This is a genomic window from Chryseobacterium tructae (assembly GCF_030409875.1).
GTDB classification, from domain to species: domain Bacteria; phylum Bacteroidota; class Bacteroidia; order Flavobacteriales; family Weeksellaceae; genus Chryseobacterium; species Chryseobacterium tructae.
In genome coordinates this window covers 108,545-121,786 of record NZ_JAUFQR010000001.1, presented here as the reverse complement: position 1 = coordinate 121,786, position 13,242 = coordinate 108,545, and the positions used below count along the sequence as shown (strand labels likewise).

Here is a 13,242-nt window from a genome sequence, read left to right as displayed (position 1 = left end):
AATTCTTGGGTAACAGGTGATAAGGTAATATCACCTGTTATTTGTTACTATATAAAGCACTGAATCCTGTAATCGATCGTCCTACGATGAGCGAGTTGATTTCTTTTGTTCCTTCGTATGAGTAAATTGCCTCAGCATCAGCTACAAATCGAGCAACATCATACTCTAGCAGAATTCCGTTTCCACCCATTACTTCTCTCGCTCTGGAAACAATATCTCGGGTTCTTAAAGTACAGAAAACTTTAGCTAATGAAGCATGTTCATCTTTTAATATCCCTTCATCCTGCATTTCAGATAATCTGAAAACCATCGTCTGCATGGCTGTAAGATTAGACAGCATCTCCACCAGATGTCCCTGAATCATCTGAAAGGAAGCAATAGGTTTTCCAAACTGTTCTCTTGTTCTGGTATAAGCCAACGCACTTTCATAAGCTCCTCTTGCACACCCTGTTGCCATCCAGGCTACTCCTGCTCTTGTCATTCTCAATACTTTTCCCGTATCTTTAAATGAATTGGCATTCTGTAAACGATTTTCTTCTGTAACCAGACAATCTTTAAGGGTAATCAATCCATTTTGGACAATTCTCAGAGCCATTTTCCCTTTGATTTTCTCTACAGAATATCCTGGATTATCTTTTTCAACGATAAATCCTTTTACTTCCCCACTATCTAGATCTCTTGCCCAAATAATGATTAAATCTGCAAAAGTGGCATTTCCTATCCATTTTTTCTGGCCATTTAAAATCCAGCCTTCCTCTGTCTTCTTACAAGTAACGGTAAGCCCACCCGCCGCTCCGGAGCCTACCTCCGGTTCTGTCAATCCAAAAGCGCCTATTTTCTCAAATTTTTGCATTTGTGGAAGCCATTTCTGCTTTTGTTCTTCTGAGCCACATATATAGATAGAACCCATTGCCAAGCCAGACTGAACTCCAAAAAAGGTAGCGATAGAAGCATCAATTCTTGCCATTTCCATAGCAATAACTCCTTCCATCAGGAAAGGCATACCGGGGCAACCATATCCTTCATAGGTTACTCCACAGATATCAAGTTTTTGAAATTTTGGAATTAACTCAAAAGGGAATTCATCTCGAAGCCAGTAATGATTTACCAAAGGCTTTACCTCTTTTTCCATGAATGCTCTCACCTTAAGCTGTATTTCCCGTTGTTCTGGAGTTAAAGTATGATAGATATCGTAAAAATCTCCATCAATGGGGGGAAGCTCTTTCTTTTTCTTTTCGGGATCAAGCATTTTCATAAGCCCGGAAAGCTGTTTATCATCCAATTTGGAAAAATTATGCATCAGTTTAGGAAGATCTACTTTTTGGGAAATAGCACTTAGCTGATCAAAATCTATGGATGTGAAAAGTCCTATTGCATTTCTGATTTTAGAAAAGGTATTCGACATAATGATGTATTGTGATTTGGTTTGTAAAAAGATAAGCAAAAATTACTCCGAAAACAATACCATATCAACCAATTGATTTTACAAAATGCTAATAATCAATATACTAAAACAGAATTTCATCTTTACAAACTTTTTACTTCTCATTTTCAAGCATTACAAAAGATCCTGACTGAACTTTGACTCAAGCAAAACCTCAAAAATCTTACGCTATGAAAACGAAGTACATTACATTATCATTATCAGCAGTTCTTTTATTAGGAATTTATTCATGTAAAAAAGTAGAAGCGACCAGCAGTGAATATAAAAGCTATGGTGGGGAAGCTGATTCTGCAGCAGTGATAGCAGACAGTATTTCATCTGTTGCCAGTATGGAAGTGAAGGACAAAAAGTTCATCAAAACCGCGAATGTCAATATGGAAGTAAAGGATGTCTATAATGCTACTATTGCGATTGAAAAATCTGTGCAGGAACTTGGAGGCTTTGTTACCAAAAGCAATCTTCAGAGTAATGTTGTTGATGAGAATACTTACAATACTTCTGACACCGAAGCCATGCTCATCAAAAAGTATAAGAGTGAAAACACTATGCAGGTTCGGGTACCTACTGAAAAACTTGGGGAACTTCTAACCTCTATCAATACCAACAAGCTATTTCTGAATTCAAGATCTATCAATGCAGAAGATGTCACCGCCAATATCAAATATTCAGAACTGGAGGCAAAAAGAAATCAGAAAACATCAGAAAATATTGAGAAAATAAAGACCAATAAAGACAAAGTATCTCTGGATGATAATAATATGTCTGAAGGAAACCTTCAAAAACTGAATACCTTAAGCATGGCAGACGACCTGAAATACAGCACGGTTGACATCTATATCAAAGAACCAAAATTACGCATCGCAGAAATTGCCGTGACCAATACAAGCAGTGTTGATAATAAATACAGATACAACTTTATCTATGATGCAAAGGACGGCTTTGTTTATGGCTTCTATTTGATCCAAAGAATTATTGTAGGTCTCATCAATATCTGGCCTATATTAATCATCGCAGGAGTAGTGATTTACTTTTTAAGAAAAAGAAAAAATAAAAAAACTGAACAGCCTACCAACTTAGAACAAAACTCCTAACCTAAAGGTTATCATCATAATTTTAGATTTTACAGCCTCCTGTTTTCAGGAGGTTTTTATTTTTTTTGAAAAAAAACTGTAACGATTGTAATGTGTCTCTTACCTACTGTTTAAAAGAACAGAAAATCAAAAATATAAATACCATGAAAAATTTAATACAACTTGGATTAGCAGCATTATTATCAATGAATTTTATGACTGCTTCTGCACAAAGCAAAAGCACAACAAATGAAAACGGGCTGCTTTGGGAGGTGACAGGAAACGGACTATCAAAACCATCTTATGTTACAGGAACTTTTCATATCTTATGCAGTAAAGATTTCGATATAAAACCTAAGGTACTGAAAGCACTTGATAAATCAGAAAATTTTGTAATGGAGATCAATTTTACTGACCCCAACGAAATGGCAGCTTTACAAAAGATACATCAGAATGACAAGAAAATATCCGATCAGCTATCCCTCAATGAAGCCAAAGAATTGGATAAAATCCTTTCAGATTATGGAACGAGTCTGGAAAAAATAAATAACTCCAGTCCTCAGGCTCTTTACGCTCTTCTCAGTATGAAAGCCATTCCATGTCCTCAAACTGAAATGAAGATGTATGAAATCGAATTGCTTCAAAATGCTGTTAAAGAAAAAAAGAATATCAAAGGACTGGAGAAAGTAAGCGATCAAATGAAATCTATCAATGATGCTTATGATTTGAGAGCTACTATTGCTCAGCTGAAACTGGGTAAAGAGTATGAAGCATTGTTCAAAAAGATGATAGAAGCTTTCAAAAATGAAGACGCTCAGGCATTATATACTCTTTTTAAAGATGAAAGATTCATGAATGCCCAACAAGAAAAAGCAATGCTTACCGATAGAAATAAAAATTGGGTACAGACAATGCCGGAAATAATGAAAACAGGAAGTTCATTTTTTGCAGTAGGAGGATCACATTTAATGGGAGAAAACGGCATCATTCCTCTTTTACAATCAAAAGGATACACCGTAAAACCTGTAATGCAGTTACAATAACTATAATCAACCGTGAAACCATTGTGAGCAATTCGACTGAAACAGCCTTTCTGAAACTCGTTAATCAGCATAAAGGTATCTTATACAAAGCCTCCCGGATCTATGCGGATTCCATAGAAGACCGGGAAGACCTCCAGCAGGAAATCCTTATCCAGCTCTGGAAATCCTATCAGAACTTCAAAGGAAATAGTGAGTTTTCTACCTGGATGTATCGCGTAGCGATCAATACAGCAATCACTTATCTAAAAAAGGAAAAGCAAAGATCTCAAAACCATAGCGATTCTTCCCATCATTTTGAAGTACAGCAGGAGGATTACAGCCCAACAAAGGATAAACAATTGGAGGTCTTTTACCTTGCTGTTCAGGAATTGAACGCTCTGGAAAAAGCCGTTATATTTTATTTCATGGAAGGAATGTCACACAAAGAAATCGGGAATAATCTTGGGCTTAGCGAAGGTAATGCCCGTGTAAAGCTCAACAGAACTAAAGAAAAAATACAGCAAATCATAAAAAAATCAGGTTATGAATTTTGATCAACTAAAAGAACAGTGGAATAATGAGGACAGTAACGTCCATATTCCTGACACTATAGAACAATTAAAGGAAAGCAAACACCCTATCGAAAAAATACAAAAAAGCATGAAAAAAGAATTTTGGACACAAATTTTAGCCATTATTCTTATGGGATTTTTTCCTCTTCAGTTTAAATTTCCATCTTCACAGTATCTTATTTATTATATTTCCTACGCCATGATGGTTATTATATCATGCTACTATCTGTATGGATTTTTTAAATTTTACAAGCAGGCTGAACTCTACACAGGAAACACGAAAAACAGTCTTTGGAAAATTTACCATGAGCTTAAACTTAATATGGAAAGATATCAGTCATTTGGCTTCTTACTCCTGCCTCATTTTCTACTCACTATAGGATTAGGAATCTACAACGTACTGGTAAAAAAGGGAAAAACATTATCTGAAATCTCCAATTCAACCCAAGCTTCGATCATTTTAATCGTTATCCTGGGAACTCTTTGTGTAGTGGCAGGTATCATTTTATGGACAAAATACTTTTATGGCCGCCACGCTAAGCAATTGGAAAACATTTTGAATGAGATGGAAGAATAACATTCAGAAAAAGTCATTAATCTCCTAAAAAGTAAACCTCAGATCACTTCTGGGGTTTTGTTTTTTAAAAAATCGTTATTTATCATCTCCAAATTTATTTGAGGTTTTATTTTTCCTTAAATTTGCAGATCAGAAATAAATCGTTATGGATTCCTAAAGATTTTAATCCAAAAAATTATTCTGTAAATTATAAATTCTCAACAACATGCTATCAAAAATAAATCCTATACAAACCAACAGCTGGAAAGCCCTTGATGAACATTTCGCAGCGAATGATCTTGAACTAAGAAGCCTTTTTCAATACAACCCAAACCGTTTTGAAGAATTCTCTTTGCAAAAGGATAATTACCTTTTTGACTATTCTAAAAACCTGATCGATTCTAAAACAAAAGCACTTTTATTACAACTGGCAGAAGAATGTCAGCTGAAAGATGCTATTTCTAAAATGTTCTCTGGTGATAAAATCAATGAAACTGAAGGAAGAGCTGTTTTACATACTGCTTTAAGAGATTTTTCCGACCGTGAGATTCTTGTAGATGGCGAAAATATCAAACCACAGATCAAAAGAGTTCTGAATCATATGAAAGCTTTTTCTGAGAAGATCATTTCAGGAGAACATAAAGGATTCAGTGGACAGGAAATTACGGATGTAGTCAACATTGGAATTGGAGGTTCCGATCTGGGACCTGTAATGGTTTGTTCGGCTTTAAAGCATTTTAAAACAAGACTCAATGTTCACTTTGTTTCCAATGTGGACGGAAATCATATTGCAGAGGTTGTTAAAAACCTTAATCCTGAAACAACTCTATTCATCATTGCCTCCAAAACGTTTACAACTCAGGAAACGATGACGAACGCGAACTCAGCAAAAGACTGGTTCCTTAAAGCAGGTCAACAGGAAGATGTAGCCAAACACTTTGTTGCTTTATCCACTAATACTGAAGCTGTTAAACAATTCGGAATTGCAGAAGATAATATTTTCGAATTCTGGGATTGGGTAGGTGGAAGATATTCCCTTTGGAGTGCTATTGGATTAAGCATTGTATTGTCTGTAGGGTATGACAATTTTGAGCAGCTTTTAAAAGGAGCTTTCGATACAGACCAACACTTCCAGACCGAAGATTTTTCTGAAAACGTTCCTGTATTAATGGGACTTTTAGGAATCTGGTATCGTAACTTCTATGCAGCAACAAGCTATGCAATCCTTCCTTATTCACAGTATCTGGACAGATTTGCAGCTTATCTTCAGCAGGGAGATATGGAAAGCAATGGAAAGTGTGTAGACAGAAGTGGCGAATTTGTAGAATATGAAACAGGCCCAATCATTTGGGGGGAACCAGGTACCAATGGCCAGCACGCATTTTATCAGCTGATTCACCAGGGTACAGAGTTGATTCCTGCGGATTTTATCGCATATGCCAAAAGCCCTAATAAAGTTTCTGACCATCAGGATAAATTATTAGCCAACTTCTTTGCACAAACTGAAGCTCTTGCTTTCGGAAAAACAGAAGAAGAAGTTGAAGAAGAGCTTAAAAATGCAGGAAAATCGGATGAGGAAATCGATAGATTATTAAACTATAAGGTCTTCCATGGAAACACTCCCACTAACTCTATATTATTCAAAGAATTAACTCCTTTTTCATTAGGTCAGTTAATTGCAATGTATGAACACAAAATATTTGTTCAGGGAGTTATCTGGAATATTTTCAGCTTCGATCAGTTCGGAGTAGAATTAGGTAAAGTGCTTGCTAACAAAATCTTGCCGGAACTTGAAAGCAACGAGGCTGTAACATCACACGATAGCTCTACCAACGGATTGATTAATTATTATAAAGGAAATAAATAGCAGATGTCTGCATTACGATCATATTATTACAAGCTGCCTCCCGGCTTTAGACTCTTAGGAAGAAAACTTTATTATTTTCCAATAGATTTCTATGAAGGTATTACCGGAAAAAGGGCTAAAAACGAGCCTAAAAAGGGAGACATTTATGTGGGAAGCAGTGACTTTATTCCACATGGAATCCGTCAGATGAATGCTCTGAAAAAGCATATTGCGCTTAGAAATACCGATCATGTTCTGGATATAGGATGTGGAATCGGAAGAACAGCTGTTGCCTTGTCAGGATTCATAGATAAAGGAACCTATGATGGTTTTGATGCTGTAGAAAAAGGAATTAAATGGTGCGATAAACACATCCATAGAAAATATCCGAACTTCAACTTTAAGTTTACACCGATTTATAATGATCTGTATAATACGTTCAGTCAGAAGGCAGAGAACTTTACGTTCCCTTATGAGGCATCACAATTTGATAAAGCATTTCTGTTTTCCGTATTCACCCACATGCAAATCCCTGAGATCAGACAATACCTGAATGAAATCAGCAGGGTTTTAAAGAGCGGCGGGCAATGTCTGGCAACTTTCTTTCTGTATGATGATTCTAAAGTAGAAAGTGGCAGCATGCATTTCCCCCATCAGTATGAAGGCTACAGATTAATGGATGATAAAGTAACGGCTGCTAATATTGCCGTAAGCATTCCATTGTTAAATCAAATGGCTCATGATGCCGGTCTGAAAGTAACCAACATCCAGGGAGGATTCTGGAGAAATGATGTAGAAAAGGAAGGCGCCGATGAATTTCAGGATATTGTAGTGTTTGAAAAAATCTAAATCTAAATAAAAGTAAAAAAGTAAAAATGGCAGAAATTCTTGACGGACTTAAAGTATCCAAGGAAATTAAAGCAGAGATCAAAGTTGAAGTGGAAAAAATCCTTGCAAGCAAAAGAAGAGCACCTCATTTGGTGGCAATTCTTGTAGGAAACAACGGGGCAAGTAAGGCTTATGTAAATGCTAAAGTAAAGACTGTGAAGAAGTAGGATTCCAATCCAGCTTAATCAAATTCCCTAGCACAGTTTCGGAATCTGAATTATTGGAGACCATTGACGAGCTTAATAAATCTAAAGCTGTGGACGGGTTTATCGTTCAGTTACCATTACCGGATCAAGTAGATCAGGAGAAAATTATCAATGCTATTGACCCAAGAAAAGATGTGGATGGATTTCACCCTGAAAACTTTGGGAAAATGGCTCTTGAAATGGATACCTTCTTACCCGCAACACCTTTCGGAATCTTAACATTATTGGAAAGATACAATATCGAAACTAAAGGGAAAGACTGTGTCATCATTGGAAGAAGTAAAATTGTAGGAAGACCAATGAGTATCTTAATGGGAAGAAAAGATTTCCCTGGAAACTCAACAGTTACGCTTACACACTCATACACAAAAGATATTGAAGAATATACTAAAAAGGCAGACATCGTTATTACAGCCTTGGGAGATCCACACTTCTTAAAAGGAGAAATGATTAAGGAGGGTGCTGTAATCGTTGACGTTGGAATCACAAGAGTAGACGATGATTCTCCAAAAGGATATTACCTTGCTGGTGATGTGGATTTTGACAGCTGTGCAGCAAAAGCAAGCTGGATTACTCCGGTTCCTGGAGGAGTAGGCCCAATGACAAGAGCGATGTTGATGAAAAACACCATCATTGCTTATAAAACTTCGGTCTATAACGACTAATTTTAAAATGAATAAAGAACAAGATATTTTATTAAAAGAAGGTAAAATGCTCCCTGTAATGGAGCATTTTTACACTTTACAGGGAGAAGGAGCGCACACAGGAAAGGCTGCTTATTTTATCAGATTGGGAGGTTGCGATGTAGGCTGCCACTGGTGTGATGTAAAAGAAAGCTGGGATCCTGAGCTTCACCCTTTAATGGATGCCGTAGAAATAGCTGAAACAGCAGCTAAACATTGTAAACCATCGTTCTTACAGGCGGAGAGCCGTTAACCTGGAATCTGGAAATTCTTACATCCAAATTAAAAGAACTTGGATGTACCATTCATATCGAAACTTCCGGAGCTTATCCCATGAGCGGACATTTGGACTGGATTACCCTTTCTCCAAAGAAAACAGGATTGCCTAAAGAAGAGATCTATCAAAAGGCGCATGAGCTTAAAGTTATCGTTTTCAACAATCATGACTTTGAATTTGCACAAGAGCAAGCTGCAAAAGTCTCTGAAAATTGTAAACTTTACCTTCAGAGTGAATGGAGCAAAAGAAATGATATGTATCCTAAAATTACAGATTTTATTCTGGAACATCCGGAATGGCAGGCTTCTGTTCAGACGCATAAGTATCTGAATATACCATAAAAATACGTACATTAGCTGGCCGTACCTATTATAATACCGATAGATGCAGAGAATTCGATACTCTAGATACCTGAAATCGATCATTATTTTGCTTGACCTTATGGTTATTGCATCTATCTTCATATTCTTTTTTATAAGCAGAAACGAAGATCTGAAATACCATAAGGAAACCTGGTATCAGAATGCCTTTTCTCTAATTTTGCTGTTTTTGTTCTGGGTGCTGCTCAGCGGTAGGACAAAGATTTACAATATACCGAGAAACCTTACATATACCTTATTTCTGGAGCGCCTTCTGCTTCATTTTATATCGTTTATACTGGGTGTGCTTCTTCTTGGGAAGGTCAGTAAAAATGTATTTTTCAATTCAGATATTTACTGGCTATCGTTTTATCTGTTTGTATTTATCTTTTTTGCGAAATCACTAATCTATTTCTCTATCAAGTACTTACGTTCTTTGGGGGTGAACTACCGAAATATCATGTTTTTAGGAAATGATGATTCTACAGAAATCCTGAAAAATATTTTTAAGGAACGTAAAGATTACGGATATAGAATATTTGAACATGAAAATACGGATATCACAACCACTGAACTGGTTGATCTCTGGAAGAAAAATGGAATTCATACCTTGTTTTTCTCTACCGACAATTCCTACAGCGAAAGTGTAGAATCTGAAATTTTCAAACTGGCAGAAGAACATAAAGTTCATATTTCGTTAATTCCGAGTATTACTCAGAATGATTTTTTCCTGTATGATCTTGCTTATATCCAAACTCAACCCGTTTTAAATCAAGCAAGATATCCATTAGATTATTACTCCAATTTTCTGATGAAGAGATCATTTGATATATTCTTTTCCATATTTGTACTTGTTTTCATCTGTTCATGGTTATTTCCAATTATTGCCATTTTAATTAGAATGAGCTCCAAAGGTCCGGTCTTTTTCTTTCAGAAACGATATGGTTTCCATGAAGAGGTATTCAATTGTATAAAATTCAGGACAATGGTAGTGAATGATGAATCGACAACAAGTACAACCCGGGAAAATGATACAAGAATTACAAGGGTAGGTAAATTTCTAAGAAAAACCAGTCTTGACGAGCTTCCTCAGTTTATCAATGTACTGAAAGGAGAAATGTCTGTAGTGGGGCCACGTCCTCATATGTTGGCTGTAGATAATTATTATAAGCCAAAAATCGGAAGATATAGTTTAAGAAGTATGGTAAATCCAGGCATTACTGGTCTTGCGCAGGTAAGCGGATTGCGTGGTGATGCCGGTGATGTAGAAGTAGAAATGAAAAAAAGAGTTCTTGCCGATGCGTTTTATGTAAGAAACTGGAGTTTCGTTCTGGATCTGGTTATTACATTAAAAACCGTTTTACTGGTTGTAGGCGGAGATAAAAATGCAAAATAAAGCTATGCTAAGGGTAGGATAATTTTAACATTATCCAGACATTAGTCTTCACTTCAACCTTAGCCTAATTCAATAAAAAAGTCTAATTTAGCAGTATGTTAAAAAAGTTTTTCACAGCAGTAGGGGAATATTTTATCCTTCTAGGAAAATCCCTGCAGAAACCCCAGAAAATGAGGGTTTTTTGGAAACTGCTCATGAGGGAAATTAATGATTTGGGAGTAAATTCTTTCGGACTTGTAGTCTTCACATCAATCTTCGTGGGGGCTGTAGTAGCTATTCAGATGTTCAATAACTTTGATGCTTCTTCATTTCCCATTCCACCTTCATTTGTAGGATATGCAACAAAGGCAGTACTTGTTTTGGAGTTTGCTCCTACCATCATCAGTTTAATTTTAGCAGGAAAAGTAGGATCCTATATTGCTTCCAGTATTGGAACAATGAGAGTTTCCGAACAGATTGATGCCTTGGATATTATGGGAGTCAATTCACCCAACTTTCTGATATTTCCAAAGATCATTGCCTGTATGATTTTTAATCCTCTTCTTATTGCCATCAGTATTGTATTTGGTATTGGTGGTGGGTATATTGCCGGGATTTTAACAGGAAACTGGACAGAAAACGACTATATAATCGGGATCCAAATGTATATGCCTAATTTGTTCATCTATTATGCATTTACCAAAACCATAGTTTTTGCATTCATCATTGCTACAGTTCCTTCTTATTTCGGATACTTTGTGAAAGGAGGATCTCTGGAAGTGGGGCGTGCAAGTACACAAGCTGTAGTATGGACAATGGTATTCATTATCATTTCCGAATTAATTTTAACCCAATTAATATTAAGCTGATGATTGAGGTAAAAGATCTTAAGAAAAGTTTTGGTGATGTTGAAGTACTTAAGGGAATTTCAACTTCATTTGATAAAGGAAAAGTAAACCTTATTATTGGACAGAGTGGCTCAGGAAAAACCGTTTTTCTTAAAAGCTTATTGAATGTCTATATGCCATCCTCCGGAGAGATTCTATTTGACGGCCGGGATGTTAATACCATGACAAGAGACGAAAAGCAACATCTTCGTTCAGAAATTGGAACAGTATTTCAGGGAAGTGCTTTATTTGACTCTTTAACGGTAGAGGAAAATATTATGTTTCCTTTGGACATGTTTACTAACCTTACTTATAGAGAAAAAAAGAAAAGAGTTTTCGAAGTAATCGGAAGAGTACATCTTGATAAAGCGGAAAGAAAATATCCGTCTGAAATTTCAGGAGGAATGCAGAAAAGGGTTGCCATTGCAAGAGCGATTGTGAACAATCCTAAGTATTTATTCTGTGATGAGCCTAACTCAGGGCTTGATCCCTACACTTCAAAGGTAATTGATGATCTTCTTTACGAAATTACCAAGGAATATAATACAACAACGATTATCAATACCCACGATATGAACTCGGTCATGACAATTGGCGAGAAAATTGTATACCTAAGGCTGGGAATCAAGGAATGGGAAGGTAATAAAGACATCCTGATTACAGCAGGCAATAAAAACCTGATCGACTTCGTTTATTCTTCAGAACTGTTTAAAGAACTGAGAGAATATTTACTGGAGAACAATAAAACGATTGAGAATACAAAATTAGAAGATAATGAAAAAGGTACTTAGTATAGCGTTAATAGGTTTTTCAATGTGGGCTTCTGCACAGATCTCACTGGCAGGTAAAGCCAATTTAATATTTCCTACAGGCTCACCTTCATGGTCCAATATCAAAGGAACGGTGAATGATGCCATCGAAGGAACAGGAAAAACAATGTAGGGTTCAATGTGGGACTTTCATTGAAAGTAGCATTACCTACATCATTGTTCTTAATGCCTGAGGTTTATTATACTCACTTTAAGAATGAATTCACAACTGAGAACACTACTTTTGATGTTAAAAGCAACCGTATTGATGTTCCTGTTCTTTTAGGATATAACATTTTAGGTAATATGCTAGGTGTTTTTGTAGGTCCGGTTGGAAGCTTTAATCTAAGCAAAGACAACACCTACAATGATTTTAAAGAGAATGCAAAAAATAACTTTACAGTAGGCTACCAATTCGGAGCACAGCTTGAAATTAAAAAGCTTATTGTAAATGCAAAATACGAAGGAGCTTTCAGTAAAGATGAGAGAAACTTCATCAACAGAGTTTCCGGTTCGGAGATTAGATATGATAACAGACCTAACCTATTTATGGTTGGTTTAGGATATAAATTCTAATCAACAATCGAAAATAACAATTTTAAATCCTCAAATTTTATATTTGAGGATTTTTATTTTGATTTTGGTTTTCAAGCTCTGCCTGGCGTTTTGCAATTTCTGCTGCCTGCTTTTCCAATTCTTCTTTTTCCTTCTGAAGCTGCTTGAATTCTTTTTTCTTTTGTTCCGCCTTCATAGCACTTCCTTTACTTAGATATCCTACCATTCCGCCAATAATAAGCCCAATTCCTACTCCAGCCATCATTCCCATAATATGAGAAATCTTGATCTGTTCTACCGCAAAATCAGTGGTAAGATAAAATAATAAAGCAGAAACTGCTAAGAGGATAAGTCCGGTAATTGATAAACTCTTCATAGTATTGTGTTTAAGTAATGAGGTTATAAAACTATACCAAATTTACTAAAAATTTAATAAGCCTTCACCGAAGGTTGAAATTTTAACCGGATATATGTTTCCTTAATAGAAGCTTGCACTCAAAACATTCACTCGTCATGTTCCCAACTCCTTTTTGTGACTGCCTCACTGATTCTCAGTAACGAAGCTCCTTCTCTTATAACAAAGGACACATCTCACAAATATTGCAGGGAGTATCTTTCCGTAATAGTTGTCCACCATAGCAAGATGGATAAAAGGCCGTTCTTATTTGAACGGCCTCATTGTTCTCATGTTTT

General features: G+C 36.2%; 11 protein-coding genes and 3 pseudogenes. 12 read left to right on the top strand and 2 right to left on the bottom strand.

Going from position 1 to position 13,242, the window contains the following annotated elements:
* Nucleotides 1-37: 37 nt before the first annotated feature.
* Complete coding sequence (locus QWZ06_RS00580; RefSeq protein WP_290295214.1) at nt 38-1,405, bottom strand: acyl-CoA dehydrogenase family protein; 1,368 nt, start codon at nt 1,403-1,405, stop codon at nt 38-40.
* Nucleotides 1,406-1,614: 209 nt separating this feature from the next.
* Here QWZ06_RS00580 and QWZ06_RS00575 point away from each other — a divergent pair, with 209 nt between their 5' ends.
* From QWZ06_RS00575 to QWZ06_RS00515, 12 genes and pseudogenes are all read left to right on the top strand, one after another.
* Complete coding sequence (locus QWZ06_RS00575; RefSeq protein ID WP_290295213.1) at nt 1,615-2,535, top strand: DUF4349 domain-containing protein; 921 nt, start codon at nt 1,615-1,617, stop codon at nt 2,533-2,535.
* A 143-nt stretch (nt 2,536-2,678) separates the two neighbouring features.
* On the top strand, nt 2,679-3,557 hold the full coding sequence (locus QWZ06_RS00570; RefSeq protein WP_290295212.1) for a TraB/GumN family protein: 879 nt from the start codon (nt 2,679-2,681) through the stop codon (nt 3,555-3,557).
* A 23-nt stretch (nt 3,558-3,580) separates the two neighbouring features.
* Entirely contained in the window at nt 3,581-4,090 is a 510-nt protein-coding gene (locus tag QWZ06_RS00565) for an RNA polymerase sigma factor (RefSeq protein ID WP_290295211.1), read from the top strand.
* Nucleotides 4,080-4,685 carry a hypothetical protein gene (locus tag QWZ06_RS00560; RefSeq protein WP_290295210.1) on the top strand — a complete coding sequence of 202 codons (606 nt, stop codon included), beginning with the start codon at nt 4,080-4,082 and terminating at the stop codon, nt 4,683-4,685. Before QWZ06_RS00565 ends, QWZ06_RS00560 begins: the two co-directional genes overlap by 11 nt.
* 205 nt (nt 4,686-4,890) lie before the next feature.
* Nucleotides 4,891-6,531 (top strand): glucose-6-phosphate isomerase, encoded by a 1,641-nt coding sequence (gene pgi, locus QWZ06_RS00555; RefSeq protein ID WP_290295209.1) that lies wholly within the window; start codon nt 4,891-4,893, stop codon nt 6,529-6,531.
* 3 nt (nt 6,532-6,534) lie between these two features.
* Nucleotides 6,535-7,359, top strand: a complete 825-nt coding sequence (locus tag QWZ06_RS00550; protein ID WP_290295208.1) for a class I SAM-dependent methyltransferase — start codon at nt 6,535-6,537, stop codon at nt 7,357-7,359.
* Between the two features lie 26 nt (nt 7,360-7,385).
* Nucleotides 7,386-8,269, top strand: a pseudogene (locus QWZ06_RS00545) (bifunctional 5,10-methylenetetrahydrofolate dehydrogenase/5,10-methenyltetrahydrofolate cyclohydrolase).
* A gap of 7 nt (nt 8,270-8,276) precedes the next feature.
* Nucleotides 8,277-8,905: pseudogene (locus tag QWZ06_RS00540) on the top strand (7-carboxy-7-deazaguanine synthase QueE).
* A 43-nt stretch (nt 8,906-8,948) separates the two neighbouring features.
* Nucleotides 8,949-10,319, top strand: a complete 1,371-nt coding sequence (locus tag QWZ06_RS00535; RefSeq protein ID WP_290295207.1) for an exopolysaccharide biosynthesis polyprenyl glycosylphosphotransferase — start codon at nt 8,949-8,951, stop codon at nt 10,317-10,319.
* Nucleotides 10,320-10,414: 95 nt separating this feature from the next.
* Nucleotides 10,415-11,167, top strand: a complete 753-nt coding sequence (locus tag QWZ06_RS00530; RefSeq protein ID WP_290295206.1) for an MlaE family ABC transporter permease — start codon at nt 10,415-10,417, stop codon at nt 11,165-11,167.
* On the top strand, nt 11,167-11,976 hold the full coding sequence (locus QWZ06_RS00525; RefSeq protein WP_290301278.1) for an ABC transporter ATP-binding protein: 810 nt from the start codon (nt 11,167-11,169) through the stop codon (nt 11,974-11,976). Before QWZ06_RS00530 ends, QWZ06_RS00525 begins: the two co-directional genes overlap by 1 nt.
* Nucleotides 11,960-12,570, top strand: a pseudogene (locus QWZ06_RS00515) (outer membrane beta-barrel protein). The gene QWZ06_RS00525 and the pseudogene QWZ06_RS00515 overlap by 17 nt, the downstream one beginning before the upstream one ends.
* A gap of 37 nt (nt 12,571-12,607) precedes the next feature.
* On the opposite strand, the gene QWZ06_RS00510 reads toward QWZ06_RS00515, so the two are convergent.
* Nucleotides 12,608-12,925 carry a hypothetical protein gene (locus tag QWZ06_RS00510; RefSeq protein ID WP_290295203.1) on the bottom strand — a complete coding sequence of 106 codons (318 nt, stop codon included), beginning with the start codon at nt 12,923-12,925 and terminating at the stop codon, nt 12,608-12,610.
* Nucleotides 12,926-13,242 lie beyond the last annotated feature (317 nt).

What these genes read in the sequence shown, in the direction of transcription:
- QWZ06_RS00580 (WP_290295214.1), bottom strand. Translation starts at nt 1,405, where the DNA reads ATGTCGAATACCTTTTCTAAAATCAGAAATGCAATAGGACTTTTCACA.
- QWZ06_RS00575 (WP_290295213.1), top strand. Translation starts at nt 1,615, where the DNA reads ATGAAAACGAAGTACATTACATTATCATTATCAGCAGTTCTTTTATTA.
- QWZ06_RS00570 (WP_290295212.1), top strand. Translation starts at nt 2,679, where the DNA reads ATGAAAAATTTAATACAACTTGGATTAGCAGCATTATTATCAATGAAT.
- QWZ06_RS00560 (WP_290295210.1), top strand. Translation starts at nt 4,080, where the DNA reads ATGAATTTTGATCAACTAAAAGAACAGTGGAATAATGAGGACAGTAAC.
- pgi (WP_290295209.1), top strand. Translation starts at nt 4,891, where the DNA reads ATGCTATCAAAAATAAATCCTATACAAACCAACAGCTGGAAAGCCCTT.
- QWZ06_RS00550 (WP_290295208.1), top strand. Translation starts at nt 6,535, where the DNA reads ATGTCTGCATTACGATCATATTATTACAAGCTGCCTCCCGGCTTTAGA.
- QWZ06_RS00535 (WP_290295207.1), top strand. Translation starts at nt 8,949, where the DNA reads ATGCAGAGAATTCGATACTCTAGATACCTGAAATCGATCATTATTTTG.
- QWZ06_RS00530 (WP_290295206.1), top strand. Translation starts at nt 10,415, where the DNA reads ATGTTAAAAAAGTTTTTCACAGCAGTAGGGGAATATTTTATCCTTCTA.
- QWZ06_RS00525 (WP_290301278.1), top strand. Translation starts at nt 11,167, where the DNA reads ATGATTGAGGTAAAAGATCTTAAGAAAAGTTTTGGTGATGTTGAAGTA.
- QWZ06_RS00510 (WP_290295203.1), bottom strand. Translation starts at nt 12,925, where the DNA reads ATGAAGAGTTTATCAATTACCGGACTTATCCTCTTAGCAGTTTCTGCT.